Source organism: Klebsiella sp. ME-303, from assembly GCF_007910085.1.
Lineage (GTDB): Bacteria > Pseudomonadota > Gammaproteobacteria > Enterobacterales > Enterobacteriaceae > Klebsiella > Klebsiella michiganensis.
Genome location: NZ_VOJB01000091.1, coordinates 1 through 20,255 on the forward strand (window position 1 = coordinate 1; position 20,255 = coordinate 20,255).

The window sequence follows — 20,255 nt, forward strand, 5'->3', positions numbered from 1 at the left end:
GACGTTGATAGGCCGGGTGTGTAAGCGCAGCGATGCGTTGAGCTAACCGGTACTAATGAACCGTGAGGCTTAACCTTACAACGCCGAAGATGTTTTGGCGGATTGAGAGATTTTCAGCTTAGATTACAGATTTCAGGAACGAAAGATAAAAGATTCGTTTCTGACAACAGAATTTGCCTGGCGGCGACAGCGCGGTGGTCCCACCTGACCCCATGCCGAACTCAGAAGTGAAACGCCGTAGCGCCGATGGTAGTGTGGGGTCTCCCCATGTGAGAGTAGGGAACTGCCAGGCATCAAATTAAGTGTGCTGATATGGCTCAGTTGGTAGAGCGCACCCTTGGTAAGGGTGAGGTCCCCAGTTCGACTCTGGGTATCAGCACCAGTTTTTAGGTTAAAGTTCGGCGATTTGAAAAGAATTTGCCTGGCAACGATAGCGCGGTGGTCCCACCTGACCCCATGCCGAACTCAGAAGTGAAACGCCGTAGCGCCGATGGTAGTGTGGGGTCTCCCCATGTGAGAGTAGGGCATTGCCAGGCATCAAATAAGTGAAAAGCCCATCCTGACGGATGGGCTTTTTGCGTTTATGCGGCTGAGAAAATATCCATTTATACCAGACCTGGCAATGACAATTTGCCCATTTGATCTTATCTAAAGGATCGTTTCCCGAGCTTCAGCTGCCGGTATTGCAGTTTAAGCATTGTGGAGCTTACCTTCGGGGAAAAGCAGTGCCGGAGCTCGCTCCGGCACCTGTCATGGCAGAGAAAAGAAAGGAATTAACGAGTCAACGCCACGATGCCGAGCGTCAGGCCAGCGACGGCAGCTGCGCCCCCGGCAATCGCGCCGGCGGTTTCCCAGTTATCCTGGGTCGTTCCTTTCATACAGGTATTGGTGTGCACTAATCTGCCTTCAGAATCATAGACCGGTACACACGGAGAGTCATGTGCACAGCCGGCGAGTAGCGTTGCCAGCAATGCCACTATAATAACTTTATTCATGATATTACCTCTAAATAATCCGCTTCGCTGTATTGGAGAACCCATACCTGCGCGGAACGGTTTATTTTATCATCAGCAATATGGGGTGCCGCTAGAGTAAATAATCTCAATTTATGAGTAACGTAAATATCATGAAGAAAACCAGAGAACTATGGGGAAATAATGTGTATTGGGTACCGCAGAAATAAATATATTTAATATCATCAGGATAGTTATCGAAACGCAGACGAAAAAAAGGCACCTGAAAGGTGCCTTTAGAAAAACATATTTACTCTGCGTGTTTCGTAAAGCGGCGTCTTACCACGACGAAGAAGACAGGAACAAAGAAGATCGCCAGTAATGTTGCCGTCAGCATTCCTCCCATAACGCCGGTACCGACCGCGTTTTGGGCGCCGCTGCCGGCTCCATGGCTAATAACCAGAGGCAGAACCCCGAGGATAAAGGCCAGCGAAGTCATCAGGATAGGGCGTAAACGCATACGCGATGCTTCAAGTGTGGCTTCGATAATTCCTTTGCCTTCTTTATCCATCAGGTCTTTCGCAAACTCCACGATAAGAATCGCGTTTTTCGCAGAGAGGCCGATAGTTGTTAATAAGCCCACCTGGAAATAAACGTCATTATTAAGCCCGCGTAACGATGCTGCCAGTAATGCACCAACTACCCCTAATGGAACGACGAGCATGACGGAGAAGGGAATAGACCAACTTTCATAAAGCGCCGCAAGACACAGAAAGACAACAATAAGCGAAATGGCATAGAGCGCGGGCGCCTGGTTACCGGATAAACGTTCTTGATAGGACATTCCTGTCCAGTCGTAACCAATACCGGCAGGAAGCTTGCTGGCTAACTGCTCCATTAAAATCATCGCATCGCCGGTACTTTTCCCCGGAGCAGCTTCACCCAAAACTTCCATAGAGGGTAAGCCATTATAGCGCTCCAGGCGCGGTGAACCATAAACCCAGCGTGAGGTGACAAAGGCGGAGAACGGAACCATTTCGCCATTCGCGCTGCGGACGTACATATTATTGATATCGCTCGGCAGCATACGGAATTTTGCATCGGCCTGAACGTAGACTTTTTTCACTCGTCCATGGTCAATAAAGTCGTTGACGTAGTAACCCCCTAGCGCCGCGGAAATGGTTTCATTGATATCGGATAGCGAAATACCCAGAGCCTGAGCTTTCTCCTGATCAACATCCAGCTTGAATTGCGGCGTGTCTTCGAGCCCGTTGGGGCGAACGCGTACCAGCTGGTCAGGATGCTCTCTCACCATACCCAGAAGTTGATTACGGGCCAGGGTTAACGCGCTATGGCCAAGGTTACCCTGATCGATAAGCTCAAAGTCAAAACCGGTCGCCGTACCCAGCTCGATAATTGCCGGCAGATTGAAAGGAAAGACCATAGCATCTTTAATCTGACTGAAGGCAACGGTCGCACGTTTGATGATTGCCTCAACGCCATTCTCTGCGCCACTGCGTTCTTCCCATGGCTTCAGGCTGACAAACGCCATACCGGAGTTTTGACCCTGACCGCTAAAGCTAAAGCCGTTAACGGTAAAGACGCTTTCAACATTCGCCTTCTCTTTATGCAGATAGTAATCGGTAACCGTATCAAGAACCTTTTGCGTGCGTTCCTGCGTTGCGCCTGAAGGAAGCTGGATCATGGTCATAAATACCCCCTGATCCTCATCCGGCAAGAAGGAGGTGGGCAGGCGCATAAACAGGACGGCCATACCCACAACGATCAGCAAATAGATGATCAGGTAGCGTCCGGTACAGCGCAGAATCCCGCTGACGCTGTTAGTGTAGTGGTTCACGCTACGATCGAATTTCGCATTAAACCAGCCAAAAAATCCTTTTTTCTCATGATGATCGGCTGATGCGGGTTTCAGTAATGTGGCACAAAGCGCGGGGGTCAGGATCAGCGCGACCAGTACGGACAGCGCCATGGCGGAGACGATGGTGATAGAAAATTGCCGATAGATCGCCCCCGTAGAGCCGCCAAAGAAGGCCATCGGGACAAACACTGCCGATAGCACCATGGCAATGCCGACCAGCGCCCCCTGAATTTGCGACATTGATTTTTCCGTCGCTTCTTTGGGGGGAAGCTTCTCTTCTACCATGACGCGTTCGACGTTTTCCACCACCACGATAGCATCGTCGACCAGAAGGCCTATTGCCAGCACCATACCAAACATCGTTAGCGTATTGATGGAGTAACCGAACATTGCCAGTACGGCAAAGGTCCCGAGCAGGACGACCGGAACCGCAATGGTGGGGATCAGCGTGGCCCGGATATTCTGTAAGAACAGATACATCACCAGGAAGACGAGGATAATCGCTTCAAACAGCGTCTTCACAACCTCATGAATAGAGATTTTCACAAACGGCGTAGTGTCGTAGGGATAGACGACCTTCATCCCCTGCGGGAAGTACGGCTGCAGTTCGGCAAGCTTCGCTTTAATCGCGGCGGCGGTATCGAGGGCATTGGCGCCGGTAGCGAGCTTAATTCCCAGTCCTGAAGCCGGTTTTCCATTGATTTTTGCGACAACGTTGTAGTTTTCACCTCCCAGCTCAATACGGGCCACATCTTTCAGGTGCACCACTGAGCCATCCGCGTTCACGCGCAGAGTCACTTTGCCAAACTCTGCCGGATCCTTCAGTCGCGTCTGAGCAATAATGGATGCATTTAGCTGCTGGCCTTTAAGGGCCGGCGTACCGCCAAGCTGGCCTGCTGCAATCTGATCGTTCTGTACCTGCAGTTGGTTAATGACGTCGACAGGCGTGAGGTTGTACTTATTCAGGAGATTACCATCCAGCCAGACGCGCATGGCATACTGCGCGCCGAAGAGCTGTACATCGCCGACGCCGTTAAGGCGGCTGATGGTATCTTTGACGTTCGATGCAACGTAGTCGGATATATCATCCTGAGTAGTGCTTGTGTTATCGGAGATGAATCCAGCAACCATCAGGAAACTACTGCTTGATTTCTCGACGCTAATCCCCTGCTGCTGTACTTCCTGAGGAAGAAGCGGCGTCGCCAGCTGCAGTTTATTCTGCACCTGAACTTGCGCAATATCCGGATCCGTACCTGATTTAAAGGTCAGGGTGATGGTAACGCCGCCTGCGGAATCGCTGGTTGAGGACATGTACATCAGATTATCGATACCGTTCATGTTCTGTTCGATAACCTGAGTCACCGTATCCTGAACGGTTTGTGCGTCCGCACCTGGATAGGTTGCGGAGATGGCCACCGCTGGCGGCGCGATAGTCGGGTATTGTGCAATCGGTAGCTGCATAATTGCGAGGCCACCGGCAATCATCATGATGATCGCCAGCACCCAGGCGAAGACCGGTCGATGGATAAAAAACTTAGACATAGGGATTTGTACCTTATTGCGCGACGGACGTCGCGGTATCCTCTTCGGCCTTCACGGTGACGCCGGGACGTACTTTCTGCAGACCGCTGACGATAACCTTTTCACCGGCTTTCAGACCGCTCGTGATTAACCACTTATCGCCAATCGCCTGTGAGGCGGTGACGGCTCGCGTTTCCACCAGGTTTTTATCATTAACGAGCATCACGCTGGCATCGCCGCGCGGCGTCCGGGTGACTCCCTGCTGAGGAACGAGAATGGCATTCGGTGAAACGCCCTCATCAATGCGGGCGCGAACAAACATCCCTGGCAGCAGAGCGTGCTGTGGGTTGGGGAAGATGGCGCGAAGCGTAATTGAGCCGGTGCTCTCATCTACCGTGACGTCAGAGAACTGCAGCGTGCCCTGAAGCGCATAAGGTTTTCCGTTTTCCATAATCAACTGCACGCTTTTGGTGTCACTGCCGTGCTGCAGGCTTTCCTGTTTCAGGCGCATGAAATCATTACTGGATTCGGTGACATCCACATAAATGGGATCGAGCTGCTGTACCGTCGCCATTGCGTCAGCCTGACCATTTGTCACCAGGGCACCTTCGGTCACGCTGGATTTGCCGATGCGGCCGCTGATTGGCGACGTCACTTTTGTGTACGCCAGGTTAATACGCGCGCTTTCCACGGCTGCTTTTGCGGCGATAACGTCGGCATCGGCCTGGCGCGCGGTCGCCACCGCCTGATCGTATTCTTGCTGGCTGATATATTTTGTGCCGAGAAGAGGCGCGTAGCGTTTGACCGTTAAGTGGGCGATAGCCGCCGCGGCTTCTGCTTTCGCTTCATCACCTTTTGTGCTGTTGTAAGCCGCCTGATAAGTCGCCGGATCGATTTGATAAAGAGACTGTCCAGCGGTGACATCGCTACCTTCGACAAAGTTACGTTGCAGGATAATCCCGCTGACCTGCGGGCGGACTTCCGCGACGCGGTAGGCAGATGTGCGGCCAGGTAGCTCCGTGGTGACGGACAGCGGCGCGCTGTGTACGACATAAACGGAGACCTGAGGTATCTGCGCATGCGGTTGCCGATCGCCTGAATTATCGCAACCGCTGAGCAGGATGGCCGGGATGATAAGGCTGGATAAAAGTGTAACCCTGACATGAGGTGTCATTGCTGTTCCTTATAGATTATGAGCCAGGCATGGCCACGAATCTGTGCAAGAAATAATGAATTAAAATGCGGTTTGTTATCCTACAAATAAAAAACGATGGATGTAAGACATAGTTATTTTTTAGCCATCAGCAAGGCACGTAAAAACAAAATATCAGGAATAATGTTTTTAGAATGAACTTAAATTAAAATTTGCTTACATTGATATTTAATATATGAATGTATTTATCTTAATTATTCTTGTGGTGTATTTATTGGGGAGCGTTTGAGATTTAACTCATCTGTATTTTTGCTAAACAATATTGATTGTCAGATGTTAGGTTTATAGGTATCCAGCGATTTCCCCACACTCTCAATCTGGCGTTGAGTGGAGCACCGTATGCCCAGAAGAACGAAAGAAGATGCGTTAAAGACGCGGCAGCTTCTGATTGAGTCTGCCATTCAGCAGTTTGCCTTACGTGGCGTGACCAGCACGACCTTAGCCGATATCGCTGATGCTGCTGGCGTGACGCGCGGAGCGGTGTACTGGCACTTTGCAAGCAAAGCTGAGCTATTTAATGAAATGTGGCAACAGCAGCTGCCGCTACGCGACCTGCTTCAGCATGAATTTAACCTTAAAGACGATCAGGATCCGCTCAGCACGCTACGAGAGAAATTTATTATTGGCTTACAATATATCGCTAATAATCCCCGTCAACGTGCCTTAATGCAAATTCTGTATCAGAAGTGTGAGTTTTCCAGCGACATGATGCCGGAAGCTGAGATTCGCAAGAGAATTGGTTTTAGCTATCCGATTATTCGCAGCATTTTGCAGCTCTGTATTCGTAACGGATTATTGCCAGCGGAAACCAATGTTGAAATTTCATTAATTGTATTACACAGCGCATTTACCGGTATTATTAAAAACTGGCTGGTGGAGCCCGGGCAATTCGATCTGTACCGCCAGGCACCCGCCCTGGTTGATAATATTATGTCGATCCTTTGCGGGGCTAACGGGCGGCAGACGATAGCCAGCCATTAAAATTCATGTAATAAAAAAGGCGCTTCCCCATGCCGAAGAGCGCCTTTTATATCAAACATTTAACTGATTAGTATCAGTTCATGCCGTATTTTTTCAATTTTTTACGCAGAGTACCACGGTTGATGCCCATCATCAGGGCAGCACGGGTCTGGTTACCGCGGGTGTATTGCATCACCATGTCCAACAGGGGCTGTTCTACTTCAGCCAGTACCAGCTCATACAGGTCATTAACATCCTGACCGTTCAGTTGAGCAAAATAGTTCTTCAGTGCCTGTTTAACCGAGTCACGCAGGGGCTTTTGAGTCACCTGATCCTGAGAGTTAACGGTAGAAACGGTCAGTACGTCAGAATTTACGCGTTGTTCGAACATAGTTCTGTCAGCTCTTTATTTCTATTACGCAAAATTTTCGAAGTATGCCTCCAACGCCTCCAGCTGTTCGCTGGAATCTTCTATGGCGTTGAATGTGCGCCGAAACTGGTCATCTGGAGCGTGTTCCTGCAGATACCAGGATACGTGTTTGCGTGCGATTCGGTACCCTTTTGCCTGGCCATAAAAGCCATGCAGTTCCCGAACGTGTGCACAAAGCAAGCGCTTAACCTCTGCCAACGGCAGCGGCGGCAGCAGCTCTCCAGTGTCCAGATAGTGCTGGATTTCCCGAAAGATCCAGGGTCTTCCCTGAGCTGCACGGCCTATCATAAGGGCATCTGCCCCCGTATAGTCGAGCACAGCTCTGGCTTTAAGCGGGTCAGTAATGTCACCATTCGCGATAACCGGAATGGAAACTTTCTGCTTAACTGCCCGAATACTGTCGTACTCAGCATCTCCGTTAAACAAACAGGCGCGCGTGCGTCCGTGAATAGTCAGAGCCTGAATGCCACATTCTTCAGCCAGTTGGGCAATTTCTACACAGTTACGGTGTTCCGGTTCCCAACCGGTGCGAATCTTGAGAGTTACGGGAACGTCCACTGCTTTGACGACCGCCGTCAGGATAGACTTCACCTGCTCGGGGTACTGCAAGAGGGCTGAACCTGCAAGCTTTCGATTCACTTTTTTAGCCGGGCACCCCATATTGATATCAATAATTTGGGCGCCGCTTTCCACGTTAATACGGGCGGCTGCAGCCATCTCTTCCGGTACGCTACCGGCGATTTGCACGGTACGAATACCGGGCTCATCAACGTGCACCATCCGTAAGCGTGACTTGTCGCTCTCCCAAACCTGCGGGTTGGAGGACATCATCTCGGATACGGTCAATCCTGCTCCCATCTCGTAACACAACGTGCGGAATGGTCTGTCAGTAATGCCAGCCATAGGCGCTGCGATGAGTCGATTCCTGAGCTGGTAGTGTCCGATGCGCATGAGTTAAGAAATGACCATACTGTGACTGCAAGGCGGCGTATATTACGCATTTTTTGCACGAGATGAAAGGCCAAACTTTGAGCAATCCTCTGCGGTGGATCAAAGAATCGCCTTGCAGGTCAGTGTGCATGAATAATTAGCTATATAAATCATTGCATTAAAAACATGTGATGAATTTATCTACACATATAATTTTGTCTAACTTCTCATTTTTTCTTCCCGACGCAGGGAACGGGCAAGATAATCTGCTGAAGAAATCAGCAAATTACCTTGGCTTTATGTGAGTTGGCTCTCATTTCAGAACATGATCGTGAAGCACAGCTGATGTTTATTCTATGACCACGCGACCATTCAGCGGCTGTACCGGACGATTGTTATCGTGATGCATAGCGTGGCTAAATTTTGCCAGCTGCGCTGATGAAAGTGTCAGGGGATGTTTAAGCACAATCCAGGTTACCCCCTCGGAGCAAGGCGGCGTGGTCAGGGAGCCGCTGAAACGCCAGTATGTCTTGTCTGCGGGAAGAAGGGCGTTGAGATCCATTTGGGTGACGATTTTAGCCGTCTGATCGGCTTTCTCGGGCATGGTGGCCCATAGTTTGTTCAGTTCGCTATTTTCCGCGCCCTGGTCGAACATCACCGCCACGACGGCAACGGCGCCTTGAGCGCTTTTATGTACCAGATGCATCTCCATCGCATAGTGCTTACCGTGAACGGTGTTTTCGCTCGGGGCATGAAAATGGAACTGCTGAAGGGTAAATGGCGTACCGTCAATCGTAACGGTATCCGCTGTTGTGGTCTTTAACCCCGCCTGGATAGTGTGACCATTGTTGATGAGCGTAATGGGGCCATCGATGTAGTGCGTATCCAGCGGTGAAAGGTGTGTCTTAAACGTGGTATCGATGTTGATAGGGGATTGATTCATACCATTTTGACAGGTTTTGTACTCCTCATTGAGCGCCCCCCAGTGTTCCGGCGAACCTTCGCCTTCATAGCTCCAGTGGGAAGCGAAAACCGTCACGGGCATCATGCTTAACGCCAGTAATGCCGCCTTGCCTAAAGTTGTTTTCATATCATTCGTCCAATGAATAAATTTATGATTTTATTGGTAACTACAATACGTTACCGCATCATCTTATTCTCATTGAGCGAATGATTTTGTGCAGAAAGCGCGAAAAGCGGTGGCCTGCGATGAGGCCACAGGGAGATTACTTTTTATAACCGGTGATCCGGCACCACTCCTCTTTCTCCACGACGGGATCGAGGTTAAAGAGATCGGCGTACGCTTCACAAACGCTTTCCGCCTGGCTGGCAAGGATGCCGGAAAGCCCCAGCAGACCGCCTGTAACCGGCAGCACGCTGATAAGCGGAGCCAGTTCGCGTAATGGGCCGGCCAGAATGTTTGCGACCACCACATCGGCTTTCATCGCCTCTGGCTGATCTTTAGGCAGATAGAGTTCCAGGCGTTCAGAAACCCCGTTACGCTCGGCATTATCGCGGCTGGCCTGAATGGCCTGCGGGTCGATATCAATACCGATAGCTTTCGCGGCGCCCAGCTTTAATGCCGCAATGGCCAGAATGCCTGAGCCACAGCCAAAATCGATAATCGTTTTGCCCGCGAGATCGAGGCCATCCAGCCACTGCAGGCACATCGCCGTGGTGGGATGCGTACCGGTACCAAACGCCAGGCCCGGGTCGAGCATCACGTTAACGGCGTTTTCATCCGGCACATCGCGCCAGCTCGGGCAGATCCACAGGCGTTTACCGAAGCACATAGGGTGGAAGTTATCCATCCATTCGCGCTCCCAGTCCTTGTCTTCCAGTTGTTCGATTTTATGCACGAAACCGGCGCCCAGCAGCGGATTCTGCTCCAGCATCGCAATCACTTCTTTCATATCGGTCTCGGCGTCAAACAGGCCGATAACGTCAGTATCGCCCCACAGACGGGTTTCGCCCGGCAGAGGTTCGAATACCGGCGTGTCGTGCGTATCCTGGAAAGTAATGGAAACGGAACCCGCTTCCATTAACGCATCGCTCAGTTCTTCCGCGTTCGCGCCGGTAGTGTTCAGTTTCAGTTGGATCCATGGCATGGCAAAACTCTTTATTTATCAGTAGTCAATACGGCGGCTTGCGGGGCGGAGGTACCGAACCGGTTTCCGACCAGGAAAGCCAATAAGCTTAACAGCAACGCGGGCACTATCGGATGGAAGCCCAGGTACTGCAGATTAAAAGTGGCGAGTATGGCATAGAGTACGCCGCCGACGATCATCGCGCTCAACGCCCCTTTCGCGTTCGCGCGTTCCCAGTACAGGCCCAGCACCAGCGGCCATAAGAACACGGCCTCCAGGCCGCCGAACGCCAGCAGGTTGAGCCAGATAATCATCTCAGGCGGACGCCAGGCTGCCAGCAGCAGTAAAGCGCCCAGCAGCAAGGTGATCGTTGCCGACATCCGCTTCAACCGGGCTTCATTTGTTATCTGCGCGGGGCGCAGATTCAGATACAGATCTTTAATGATCGTAGCGGAACTTTGCAGCAGCTGGGCGTTGATCGTCGACATAATGGCGGCCATCGGCGCGGCGAGGAAGATCCCGGCGGCAAAGGGCGGCAATACTTTCACCATGAGCGTCGGGATGACCAGATCCGGCACCGTCAGATCCGGGATCACCGCCCGGCCTAACGCACCCGCAAGATGCATCCCAAACATCAGGATCGCCACCACGATGGTGCCAATGATAATTCCCCGGTGCACCGCTTTGCTGTCTTTATAGGAGATGCAGCGAACGGCGGTGTGCGGGAGGCCAATTACCCCGAAGCAGACCAGCACCCAGAAGGAGGTCATAAAGGTGGGGGAAAGAATGTCATCAGCCCCCTGCGGGGAAACCAGCTTAGGATCGATGGTTTGCAGGGTTTCTACCGCATTATGTAGCCCGCCCGCCGCATGAACGACGCCAACCAGCAGGACGATAGTGCCGACCAGCATCACCATTCCCTGGAGCGTGTCGTTGAGGACGCTGGCACGAAAACCGCCGAACGCGGTATAGAGCGCGATACTCACGCCAAAAATCAGCAGACCGGTTTCGTAGGGAATACCCGCCGCGGTTTCCAGCAACCGCGCCCCGCCGATGAACTGCACCGTCATTGCCCCGACAAACGCCACCAGAAGGCTCAGGCTCGCGAGCCAGACCAGCAGACGGCTTTGGTAGCGGGCAAAGAGCATATCGTTCAGGGTTACGGCATTATAGCGGCGCGCCAGAATGGCGAATTTCTTACCCAAAATCCCCAGAGAAAGCCAGATCGCCGGCAGTTGGATCATCGCCAGCAGCACCCAGCCGAGGCCATATTTATAGGCCGCGCCGGGGCCGCCTATAAACGAACTGGCGCTGATATAGGTAGCGGTAAGCGTCATGGCTAATACAATGCCGCCCATCGAGCGGCTGCCGAGGAAATATTCGTTCAGGAAGGAACCCGTTGTGCGCTTACGCATTGCATAGATGGAGAGAGCAAACACCACCAGCAGGTAGGCGATAAGCGGCAGTATGACTTCAAGCTGCATCGTCATCCTCCAGAGGAATATCGCGATAGATAACTTTTACCATCGCCCAGCACAGCAGAATAAACACCAGCGGTACCAGCAGGCAGGCCATTTCGAACCAGTGCGGCAGGCCGGTTAGGCCAATACCGACGCCCGGCAGATAGGCGGCAGCCAGCCAGGCCGCAAGATAGAGAAGGGTTAGCCACAGCGCCCAGCGCGCCTCTTTATGGGCCTGAACAAAGCGTTTGTCCATTTTTTGTCCCTTGAGGATAAAGAAAGCGGGGATTGTACCGCATGGAAAAGAGGAGAGGAGAGAAAAAGAAAAAAGGCCGGATTATCCGGCCTTTTGCAGCGATGGCAGAATTACTTCTCCTGCAATCCGAGTTTTTTCTCCAGATAGTGGATATTGGTGCCACCATTCTGGAAATGCTCGTCGTTCATGATGCGAATCTGCAGATCAACGTTGGTTTTGATGCCATCGATAATCAGCTCCTGCAGCGCATTTTTCATGCGGGCAATCGCGACATCACGGTTTTCGCCATAGCAGATCAGCTTACCGATCATTGAGTCATAGTACGGAGGCACGGTGTAGCCCGCGTAGATATGAGACTCCCAGCGCACGCCAAAACCGCCCGGCGCGTGGAAGCGGGTAATTTTACCCGGGCTCGGCAGGAAGGTGTTCGGGTCTTCGGCATTGATACGGCATTCCACCGCATGGCCTTTAACCACAACTTCTTCCTGCTTGATGGACAGCGGCTGGCCGGCTGCGATGCGCAGCTGCTCTTTAATCAGGTCGACGCCGGTGATCATTTCGGTTACCGGGTGTTCAACCTGAATACGGGTATTCATTTCGATGAAATAGAACTCGCCGTTTTCGAACAGGAACTCAAAAGTACCCGCGCCGCGATAGCCGATATCGACGCACGCTTTGGAACAACGCTCGCCGATATAGCGACGCAGTTCCGGCGTAATGCCCGGTGCTGGCGCCTCTTCGACCACTTTCTGGTGACGACGCTGCATGGAGCAGTCGCGCTCAGCCAGATAGATAGCGTTACCCTGACCGTCAGCCAGTACCTGGATCTCGATGTGACGAGGATTCTCCAGGTATTTCTCCATATACACCATGTCGTTGTTAAACGCGGCTTTGGCTTCCGCTTTGGTCATGGAGATGGATTGCGCCAGCTCAGCATCGCTGCGCACAACGCGCATACCGCGACCGCCGCCGCCGCCGGAGGCTTTGATAATCACCGGGTAGCCAATACGTTTTGCATGGGCGCGGTTAACGTCCATATCTTCGCCCAGCGGGCCATCAGAGCCCGGTACGGTCGGAACGCCCGCTTTCTTCATCGCGGTGATCGCAGACACTTTGTCGCCCATCAGGCGGATTGTGTCAGCTTTCGGACCGATAAAGATAAAGCCGGAACGCTCAACCTGCTCAGCGAAGTTTGCGTTTTCGGACAAAAATCCGTAACCCGGGTGAATAGCCACCGCGCCGGTGATTTCAGCAGCGCTGATAATCGCCGGGATATTGAGGTAGCTTTTTACGGACGGAGCCGGGCCAATACAGACCGTCTCATCCGCTAACAATACGTGTTTTAAATCGCGATCCGCCGTTGAGTGCACAGCAACGGTCTTGATGCCCAGTTCTTTACAGGCACGCAGGATACGCAATGCAATCTCGCCGCGGTTGGCGATAACAATTTTATCCAGCATGTTCGCCTCGTTATTCGATGACGACCAGTGGCTCGTCAAATTCTACCGGTTGACCACTTTCGACCAGAATGGCTTTCACCACGCCGGATTTATCGGCTTCGATCTGGTTCATCATTTTCATGGCTTCAACGATGCACAGGGTATCGCCCGCGTTAACTTTCTGACCGATTTCGATGAAGGCTTTCGCGTCCGGGCTCGGGGTGCGGTAGAAAGTACCAACCATTGGGGAACGTACGATGTGGCCACTGATTTCCGCTGCCGCAGGGGCTTCCATTGCTGGCGTTGCCGCAGAGGCGACTGCGTTAGACAGCGCTGGCTGTTGCTGCATCATCGGTGCGGCGTAAGCCTGTTGCATCACCGGGAAACCTGCGTTTGGCGCGGCACGGCTGATGCGTACAGACTCTTCGCCTTCAGAAATTTCCAGTTCGGAGATGCCTGATTCTTCAACCAGCTCGATCAGTTTTTTAATCTTACGAATATCCATGAGTGGGTTCCGTACTCTTTGTTTAGTGTGATTGTGACAGGCGTGTTAGCACCGTCTGTAAAGCATATGAATTACTGCTGTTGCAAGACGCCGCGCTTCTTCAGAAGCCGACAGGTTAAGCCTCCGATGCTCGAAAGCAAAAAGCGAAACTTATCGGCCAATATGCGGCTATCTTCTGCCATTCTCGGGTAAAAAACAAAATATACCTTCGATGCGCGATTGTCACCTTTTCGGGACTCAAAAAGCCCGTCAGGAAAACCAAAGTCGCACATTATAACGATTTCGTAGCATTTGGCAGCTAAATACTGGTCTTATCAGGGAAGATTATCAACCGCTATCGTGTAAAGAGTGGCGGTTGATAAAAGAACTGCGGGAAACTGCACATATCCGGAATTAGCGCCACCACTGGCGGAACTTCTTATATCGCCATGCTAAAAGCAGGATCGCCAGCAGCGCATAAATGAGCGGTTGGGGGGATAAAATCTTCACCGACCATAGGTAGTGAATGGGGGCGAGGATCGCGACAACATAGACGAAGTTATGCAATGTTTGCCAGCGACGACCCAATCTTCGCTGCATCGCTTGCGTTGACGTCGCCGCCAGCGCCAGCAGAATCAGCCAGCTGATTAACCCCAGCGTCAGATAAGGGCGGGTGAGGACTTCTGTACCCAATAGCGCCAGATTGTTAATCCCAAGTTCGAGCAGCGTATAGCTGGTCAAATGCAGCGTAGCCCAGGCAAAGCACCATAAACCAAGTAAGCGCCGGGTGCGTATCAATAACGGCTGTTTAGCGTAGCGCGCCAGCGGCGAAACAAGCAAGGTAGCCAGCAGGAATTTAAGAGCCATCCTACCGGTAAAGTGCTGGATATCCTTTGCCGGGTCGGCGCTGAAATACCCCTGATGTCCGGCCCAGAAGAGCCAGACAAAAGGCAAAAATCCGGCCAGATGGAGAAGCACTTTCAGCCAGGTAATCTGCTTTACAGTCAGGCGCACTAGTAATTCTCCCGCAAATTCAGGCCCCGGTAGAGCGATGCTACTTCGTCAGCATAGCCGTTAAAGAGCAGTGTTGGCTGGCGTTTGACGTCGAGTACGCCGCCTGCGCCGATAAAGCGCTCAGTTGCCTGCGACCAGCGGGGGTGATCGACATGCGGATTGACGTTGGCGTAGAAGCCATACTCCTCAGGTCCGGCGAGGTTCCAGGTCGTGGGGGGACGTTCACGCGTCAGTTCGATACTGACGATAGACTTAATCCCTTTGAAACCGTACTTCCAGGGCACGGTGAGTCGGACCGGCGCACCGTTTTGCGGAGGCAGCGCTTTGCCATACACGCCTACGCTGAGCAGCGTCAGAGGATGCATGGCCTCGTCGAGCCGCAGCCCTTCGACATAGGGATACGCCAGCCCGCCGCCGATAAAACGGTCTTTTTGGCCCGGCATCTGCTCAGGCGCATAAAGCGTTTTAAACGCGACGTAGCGCGCATTGCTGGTGGGCTCGACCAGCGATAACAATTTATGCAGCGGGAAGCCGACCCAGGGAATCACCATCGACCAGGCTTCGACGCAGCGCATCCGGTAAATTCGCTCTTCCAGCGGAAATCGGCTGGTCAGGTCGTCATGATCGAGCGTAAGGGGTTTTGCCACTTCGCCGCCAATCGTCAGCGTCCAGGGGTCAGTGCGCAGGCTTCCGGCATTGGCCGCCGGATCGGCTTTATCCAGGCCGAACTCATAAAAGTTGTTGTAGCCTGATACCTTATCTTCCGGCGTGAGCGTGAGAGTGTTTTGCCATTGCGCCGGTTTATCGAACGTCAGCGCTTTACCTGCCGGCGCCGGCGGGCGGTCGTTGCCTTTAAACCAATCCAGCAGGTCAGCTTGCGCGGAGGGTGAGAGGGAAAGGGCGGTGGCGCTAATTCCCAACATTTTCAGGATCTGGCGACGCTGCAGCATAAAAACGGATTCTGCCGTTACGTCGGCTTCCGTCAGTTTTTTGGATTTCATGGCATCCTCCGTCGTGCGTTTTTCTTAGCATGACGGAGGCGGAGCGTTATTGCGAATATGTCACGAAAAATTGCAGATTAGGCGATTTTAACCAGCGTGCGCCCCTGAATCTTATTGGTCATGATCTTATCGGCAAATTCAGGGGCTTCGGCGAGGGAGATTTCCGTCGCGCTTTGCGCGTAGAAGGATTCCGGCAGATCGCGCACCAGACGCTGCCAGGCCTCGGCCCGGCGCGCGGCTGGCGTCATTACCGAATCAACGCCCTGCAGGCGCACGTTACGCAGAATAAACGGCATCACGGTCGTGGGCAGGGCAAAGCCGCCTGCCAGACCGCAGGCCGCCACGCAGCCGCCGTAGTTCATCTGCGCCAGCACTTTTGCCAGCACCTTATCGCCAACGGTATCAACGGCACCGGCCCACAGCTGTTTTTCCAGCGGGCGGGTTTCGGCGAACTCATCGCGGCTAAGAATGCGCTGCGCGCCGAGGCTTTTAAGATATTCATGGGTGCTTTCGCGCCCGGAAACCGCCGCCACCTTGTACCCGAGATGATGCAGCAAAGCGACCGCGGTGCTGCCGACGCCGCCGCTGGCCCCGGTGACCACGACTTCGCCATCTTCCGGACGAACCCCGGCGTCTTCCAGCGCCATCACGCACAGCATCGCGGTGAAACCGGCGGTCCCAATGACCATGGCTTTACGACCATCCAGGCCTTGCGGCATCGCCACCAGCCAGTCGCCTTTAACGCGAGCGCGCTCCGCCAGTCCGCCCCAGTGGTTTTCCCCTACGCCCCATCCGGTCAGCAGGACTTGCTGGCCGGCGTGGAAACGCGGATCCTCGCTGCTGTGGACAAAACCGGCAAAATCGATGCCAGGAATCATCGGAAAGTTGCGGATAATTTTTCCTTTACCAGTGATGGCCAGCGCATCTTTATAGTTAAGGCTGGACCAGTGGATATCCACTGTCACATCCCCCTGCGGCAGCTGGCTGGCGTCAATGGTTTGCACCGAAGAGAGAGTTTTGCCATCCTGCTGTTCTAAGATTAAAGCCTGCATGCGCCGGTCCTCATAGGTTGGATGATTGGAAAATTTTTTCTGCAGACTATACTCGCTAACGGCATTATTACACCGATGTAACGCAATAAATTGCCAGATGCGCCAGCTTTGATAGTATGCGTCGCTCTTTAGAAAGTTAGTGCTTACTTTAGTTTAGGCGCCAGCACAGGAGCCCGGATGTTTATCGGGTAGTCATTCACACGCGGAGTTAACACAGGGATGCGATTAACGACGAAATTCTCAGCGTTTGTCACGTTACTCACCAGCCTGACGATCTTTGTCACGCTGATTGGCGCTTCGCTGAGTTTTTACAACGGCATTCAGCTAAAAATGACCAACCGCGTTCAGGCGGTGGCGACCATGCTGGATAACCGTCTGGTCTCTATGTCTTTTGACCAGATTGAACCGCAGATGGATGAGCTGATGACGCCGATCGACGCGGCGCGCGTTGACTTTCAGCTTAATGGCAAATCGGTCTATAGCCATTCCCGCACCGATAACTATCGTCCTTTAGGTAGCAGCAATCAGTTTCGCGATATCACGGTACCGTCGCTCAAGCAGCCCGGTATGGCAATCCATCTGGTGTACCTGGATCCGATGGCCAATTACTTCCGTTCACTGCACATCACCGCGCCGCTCTCCATCGCCATTGGTTTTATGGTGCTGATTATCTTTTTTTCCGTGCGCTGGATCCGTCGCCAGCTGGCGGGCCAGGAGCTACTGGAACTCCGCACTGCGCGTATTCTTAATGGCGAACGCGGACCGCAGGTGCGAGGGTCGGTACACGAGTGGCCAGCGAATACCAGTAGCGCGCTGGATATGCTGCTATCCGAACTTCAGTTCGCCAGCGATCAGCGAAGCCGCATGGATACCCTGATCCGTTCCTATGTCGCGCAGGATTCAAAAACCGGGCTGAGTAACCGATTATTTTTTGATAATCAGCTGTCGACGCTGCTTGAAGATCAGGAGAAAGTGGGGTCATACGGCATCGTAATGATGATCCGCCTGCCGGATTTCGACCTGCTGCGCGATAACTGGGGGCGCGCAGCGACCGAAGAGCACTACTTTACGCTGATCAACATGCTTTCCACTTTTATTATGCGCTACCCTGGCGCACTGCTGGCTCGCTACCACCGCAGCGATTTTGCCGTTCTGCTTCCGCATCGCACGTTGAAAGAGGCGGACAGCATTGCCGGGTTACTCCTGAAAGCTATGGATGCCCTGCCGCCGACGCGAATTCTCGATCGTGACGATATGATGCATATCGGGATCTGCGCTTTCCGCAGCGGACAAACGGCGGCCCAGGTAATGGAGCATGCGGAAGCGGCCACGCGTAATGCGGTGCTGCAGGGCAGCAACAGCTGGGCCGTCTATGACGATTCTCTGCCGGAGAAAGGGCGTGGCAACGTGCGCTGGCGTACGCTTATCGAGCAAATGCTTAGCCGCGGCGGCCCGCGACTTTACCAGAAACCCGCCGTCACTCGTGATGGTCGCGTACATCATCGTGAGCTAATGTGCCGTCTTTATGATGGTAAGGAAGAGGTGATTGCGGCCGAATATATGCCGATGGTGCTGCAGTTTGGCCTGGCGGAGGAGTATGACCGTTTGCAAATTACGCGATTGCTGCCGTTTTTAGGCTTTTGGCCGGAAGAAAACCTCGCGCTGCAGGTGACGGTCGAGTCCTTGATCCGCCCTCGATTCCAGCGCTGGCTGCGCGATACTTTGATGCAATGCGAAAAATCGCACCGTCGACGTATTATTTTTGAACTTGCAGAGGCGGATGTTTGTCAATATATCGGCCGCCTGCAGCCGGTTATGCGGTTGGTTAACGCTTTAGGTATTCGAATTGCCGTGGTTCAGGCCGGTTTGACGCTGGTTGGAACCAGCTGGATCAAGCAGCTCGATGTTGAAGTGATTAAGCTGCATTCGGGGTTATCGCGCAATATAGAAAAACGCAGTGAAAATCAGCTGCTGGTGCAGAGCCTGGTAGAAGCCTGTAAAGGAATGCCGGTTCAGGTTTTCGCAACCGGGGTACTCAGCCGAAGCGAGTGGCAGGTGCTGTCTCAATGCGGTGTTACCGGTGGTCAGGGGGAATTTTTTGCCGCCTCACAGCCACTTGACACAAATGTGAAAAAATATTCGCAAAGATACTCTGTTTGATCTGCCGTTTAGCGTGATTTCACGTAGAATAATGCGCGCCATAGTGATGGGGGTGTGCTTGTCTACCTGCCGGATTGTCGCAATGTAAATGCCAGTGAATGACCTTTGACAGGTTGCAGATTCAAGCGCGGAGCGCTGCTGAAGATTTCTGCGTTGGACGGACTCAGTCAAATTTGTAACAAAGGTAACGAACTGCACTAATTTTCACCGCAGCAGATGATTTTTGCGCCTTGTCGCTGCTGCGCGTGGTTGGTAAAGTAAGCGGATTTTGTTTTCCGCCCCAGCTTTCAGGATTATCCCTTAGTATGTTAAAAAAATTTCGTGGCATGTTTTCCAATGACCTGTCCATTGACCTGGGTACCGCGAATACCCTGATTTATGTAAAAGGACAAGGCATCGTATTGAATGAGCCTTCCGTTGTGGCCATTCGTCAGGATCGTGCCGGATCGCCGAAAAGCGTCGCCGCTGTGGGTCATGAAGCGAAGCAGATGCTTGGGCGTACACCGGGCAACATTGCAGCTATTCGCCCAATGAAAGACGGCGTTATCGCCGACTTCTTCGTTACCGAAAAAATGCTCCAGCACTTTATTAAACAGGTGCACAGCAATAGCTTTATGCGTCCGAGCCCGCGCGTGCTGGTCTGCGTGCCGGTTGGTGCGACCCAGGTTGAACGTCGCGCGATTCGTGAGTCCGCACAGGGCGCTGGCGCCCGTGAAGTCTTCCTGATTGAAGAGCCGATGGCGGCTGCGATCGGCGCAGGCCTGCCGGTCTCCGAAGCAACCGGTTCAATGGTTGTGGACATCGGCGGCGGTACTACTGAAGTGGCGGTCATCTCCCTTAACGGCGTGGTTTACTCCTCTTCTGTCCGTATCGGCGGCGACCGTTTTGACGAAGCCGTCATTAATTATGTCCGTCGTAACTATGGCTCCCTGATCGGCGAAGCGACCGCAGAACGCATTAAGCACGAAATCGGCTCCGCTTATCCGGGTGATGAAGTCCGCGAAATCGAAGTTCGCGGGCGTAACCTTGCTGAAGGCGTTCCGCGCGGCTTTACTCTGAACTCCAACGAAATCCTCGAAGCGCTGCAGGAACCGTTGACCGGTATCGTCAGCGCGGTGATGGTCGCGCTGGAACAGTGCCCACCGGAGCTGGCTTCCGATATCTCCGAACGCGGGATGGTTCTGACCGGCGGCGGTGCTCTGCTACGCAACCTTGACCGTCTGTTAATGGAAGAGACAGGAATCCCTGTCGTAGTTGCAGAAGATCCACTGACCTGCGTCGCTCGTGGCGGCGGTAAGGCACTGGAAATGATCGATATGCACGGCGGCGACTTGTTCAGCGAAGAGTAGTCAGCCTGAGATCCGGGTAGCTGGCCTACGGCTGCCCCGATCTTAACTGACACGAGAATACGCATAG

General features: G+C 53.0%; 17 protein-coding genes, 1 tRNA gene and 3 rRNA genes. 7 read left to right on the forward strand and 14 right to left on the reverse strand.

Annotated elements, in window-relative coordinates; genetic code table 11:
* From FQK12_RS20725 to rrf (FQK12_RS20740), 4 genes are all read left to right on the forward strand, one after another.
* Window positions 1-77, forward strand: a 23S ribosomal RNA gene (locus FQK12_RS20725); the annotation flags it as partial.
* 99 nt (window positions 78-176) lie between these two features.
* Window positions 177-292 (forward strand): 5S ribosomal RNA (gene rrf, locus FQK12_RS20730).
* Window positions 293-306: 14 nt separating this feature from the next.
* A tRNA-Thr gene (locus tag FQK12_RS20735) sits at window positions 307-382 on the forward strand.
* Window positions 383-420: 38 nt separating this feature from the next.
* A 5S ribosomal RNA gene (gene rrf, locus FQK12_RS20740) occupies window positions 421-536 on the forward strand.
* A 237-nt stretch (window positions 537-773) separates the two neighbouring features.
* Here the strand turns inward: rrf (FQK12_RS20740) and FQK12_RS20745 are convergent.
* From FQK12_RS20745 to FQK12_RS20755, 3 genes are all read right to left on the reverse strand, one after another.
* Entirely contained in the window at window positions 774-995 is a 222-nt protein-coding gene (locus tag FQK12_RS20745; RefSeq protein WP_004854727.1) for a hypothetical protein, read from the reverse strand.
* A 268-nt stretch (window positions 996-1,263) separates the two neighbouring features.
* Window positions 1,264-4,374: an efflux RND transporter permease subunit gene (locus FQK12_RS20750; RefSeq protein ID WP_014227025.1), complete on the reverse strand. Its 3,111-nt coding sequence runs from the start codon at window positions 4,372-4,374 to the stop codon at window positions 1,264-1,266.
* A gap of 13 nt (window positions 4,375-4,387) precedes the next feature.
* Window positions 4,388-5,527: an efflux RND transporter periplasmic adaptor subunit gene (locus FQK12_RS20755; protein WP_014227024.1), complete on the reverse strand. Its 1,140-nt coding sequence runs from the start codon at window positions 5,525-5,527 to the stop codon at window positions 4,388-4,390.
* Window positions 5,528-5,905: 378 nt separating this feature from the next.
* On the opposite strand from FQK12_RS20755, the gene envR reads away from it, so the two are divergent.
* A complete protein-coding gene (gene envR, locus FQK12_RS20760) occupies window positions 5,906-6,547 on the forward strand; it encodes an acrEF/envCD operon transcriptional regulator (protein ID WP_004854718.1) in 642 nt (213 codons plus the stop codon).
* Between the two features lie 73 nt (window positions 6,548-6,620).
* Here the strand turns inward: envR and fis are convergent, their stop codons facing one another.
* The 11 genes from fis to FQK12_RS20815 form a co-directional block, all read right to left on the reverse strand.
* Window positions 6,621-6,917 (reverse strand): DNA-binding transcriptional regulator Fis, encoded by a 297-nt coding sequence (gene fis / locus FQK12_RS20765; protein ID WP_000462905.1) that lies wholly within the window; start codon window positions 6,915-6,917, stop codon window positions 6,621-6,623.
* A gap of 24 nt (window positions 6,918-6,941) precedes the next feature.
* Window positions 6,942-7,907: a tRNA dihydrouridine synthase DusB gene (dusB, locus tag FQK12_RS20770; protein ID WP_014227023.1), complete on the reverse strand. Its 966-nt coding sequence runs from the start codon at window positions 7,905-7,907 to the stop codon at window positions 6,942-6,944.
* A gap of 328 nt (window positions 7,908-8,235) precedes the next feature.
* Window positions 8,236-8,976: a carbonic anhydrase gene (locus tag FQK12_RS20775; RefSeq protein WP_014227022.1), complete on the reverse strand. Its 741-nt coding sequence runs from the start codon at window positions 8,974-8,976 to the stop codon at window positions 8,236-8,238.
* Window positions 8,977-9,112: 136 nt separating this feature from the next.
* The gene (gene prmA, locus FQK12_RS20780; protein WP_014227021.1) at window positions 9,113-9,994 is read right to left on the reverse strand and encodes a 50S ribosomal protein L11 methyltransferase; all 882 of its coding nucleotides are present in this window, start codon (window positions 9,992-9,994) and stop codon (window positions 9,113-9,115) included.
* A gap of 11 nt (window positions 9,995-10,005) precedes the next feature.
* Window positions 10,006-11,457 (reverse strand): sodium/pantothenate symporter, encoded by a 1,452-nt coding sequence (gene panF / locus FQK12_RS20785; protein WP_014227020.1) that lies wholly within the window; start codon window positions 11,455-11,457, stop codon window positions 10,006-10,008.
* Window positions 11,447-11,689: a YhdT family protein gene (locus tag FQK12_RS20790; RefSeq protein WP_004125848.1), complete on the reverse strand. Its 243-nt coding sequence runs from the start codon at window positions 11,687-11,689 to the stop codon at window positions 11,447-11,449. Before FQK12_RS20790 ends, panF begins: the two co-directional genes overlap by 11 nt.
* 110 nt (window positions 11,690-11,799) lie before the next feature.
* The gene (gene accC, locus FQK12_RS20795) at window positions 11,800-13,149 is read right to left on the reverse strand and encodes an acetyl-CoA carboxylase biotin carboxylase subunit (protein ID WP_004125846.1); all 1,350 of its coding nucleotides are present in this window, start codon (window positions 13,147-13,149) and stop codon (window positions 11,800-11,802) included.
* 10 nt (window positions 13,150-13,159) lie between these two features.
* A complete protein-coding gene (accB, locus tag FQK12_RS20800) occupies window positions 13,160-13,633 on the reverse strand; it encodes an acetyl-CoA carboxylase biotin carboxyl carrier protein (RefSeq protein ID WP_004125844.1) in 474 nt (157 codons plus the stop codon).
* A 393-nt stretch (window positions 13,634-14,026) separates the two neighbouring features.
* Entirely contained in the window at window positions 14,027-14,626 is a 600-nt protein-coding gene (gene msrQ / locus FQK12_RS20805; RefSeq protein ID WP_014227019.1) for a protein-methionine-sulfoxide reductase heme-binding subunit MsrQ, read from the reverse strand.
* Window positions 14,626-15,627: a protein-methionine-sulfoxide reductase catalytic subunit MsrP gene (gene msrP, locus FQK12_RS20810; RefSeq protein ID WP_014227018.1), complete on the reverse strand. Its 1,002-nt coding sequence runs from the start codon at window positions 15,625-15,627 to the stop codon at window positions 14,626-14,628. Before msrP ends, msrQ begins: the two co-directional genes overlap by 1 nt.
* A 77-nt stretch (window positions 15,628-15,704) precedes the next feature.
* The gene (locus tag FQK12_RS20815) at window positions 15,705-16,679 is read right to left on the reverse strand and encodes an MDR family oxidoreductase (protein ID WP_014227017.1); all 975 of its coding nucleotides are present in this window, start codon (window positions 16,677-16,679) and stop codon (window positions 15,705-15,707) included.
* Window positions 16,680-16,898: 219 nt separating this feature from the next.
* Here FQK12_RS20815 and csrD point away from each other — a divergent pair, with 219 nt between their 5' ends.
* Window positions 16,899-18,839 carry an RNase E specificity factor CsrD gene (gene csrD / locus FQK12_RS20820; RefSeq protein WP_014227016.1) on the forward strand — a complete coding sequence of 647 codons (1,941 nt, stop codon included), beginning with the start codon at window positions 16,899-16,901 and terminating at the stop codon, window positions 18,837-18,839.
* Window positions 18,840-19,144: 305 nt separating this feature from the next.
* The gene (mreB, locus tag FQK12_RS20825) at window positions 19,145-20,188 is read left to right on the forward strand and encodes a rod shape-determining protein MreB (RefSeq protein WP_002918653.1); all 1,044 of its coding nucleotides are present in this window, start codon (window positions 19,145-19,147) and stop codon (window positions 20,186-20,188) included.
* The last annotated feature ends 67 nt before the right edge of the window (window positions 20,189-20,255 follow it).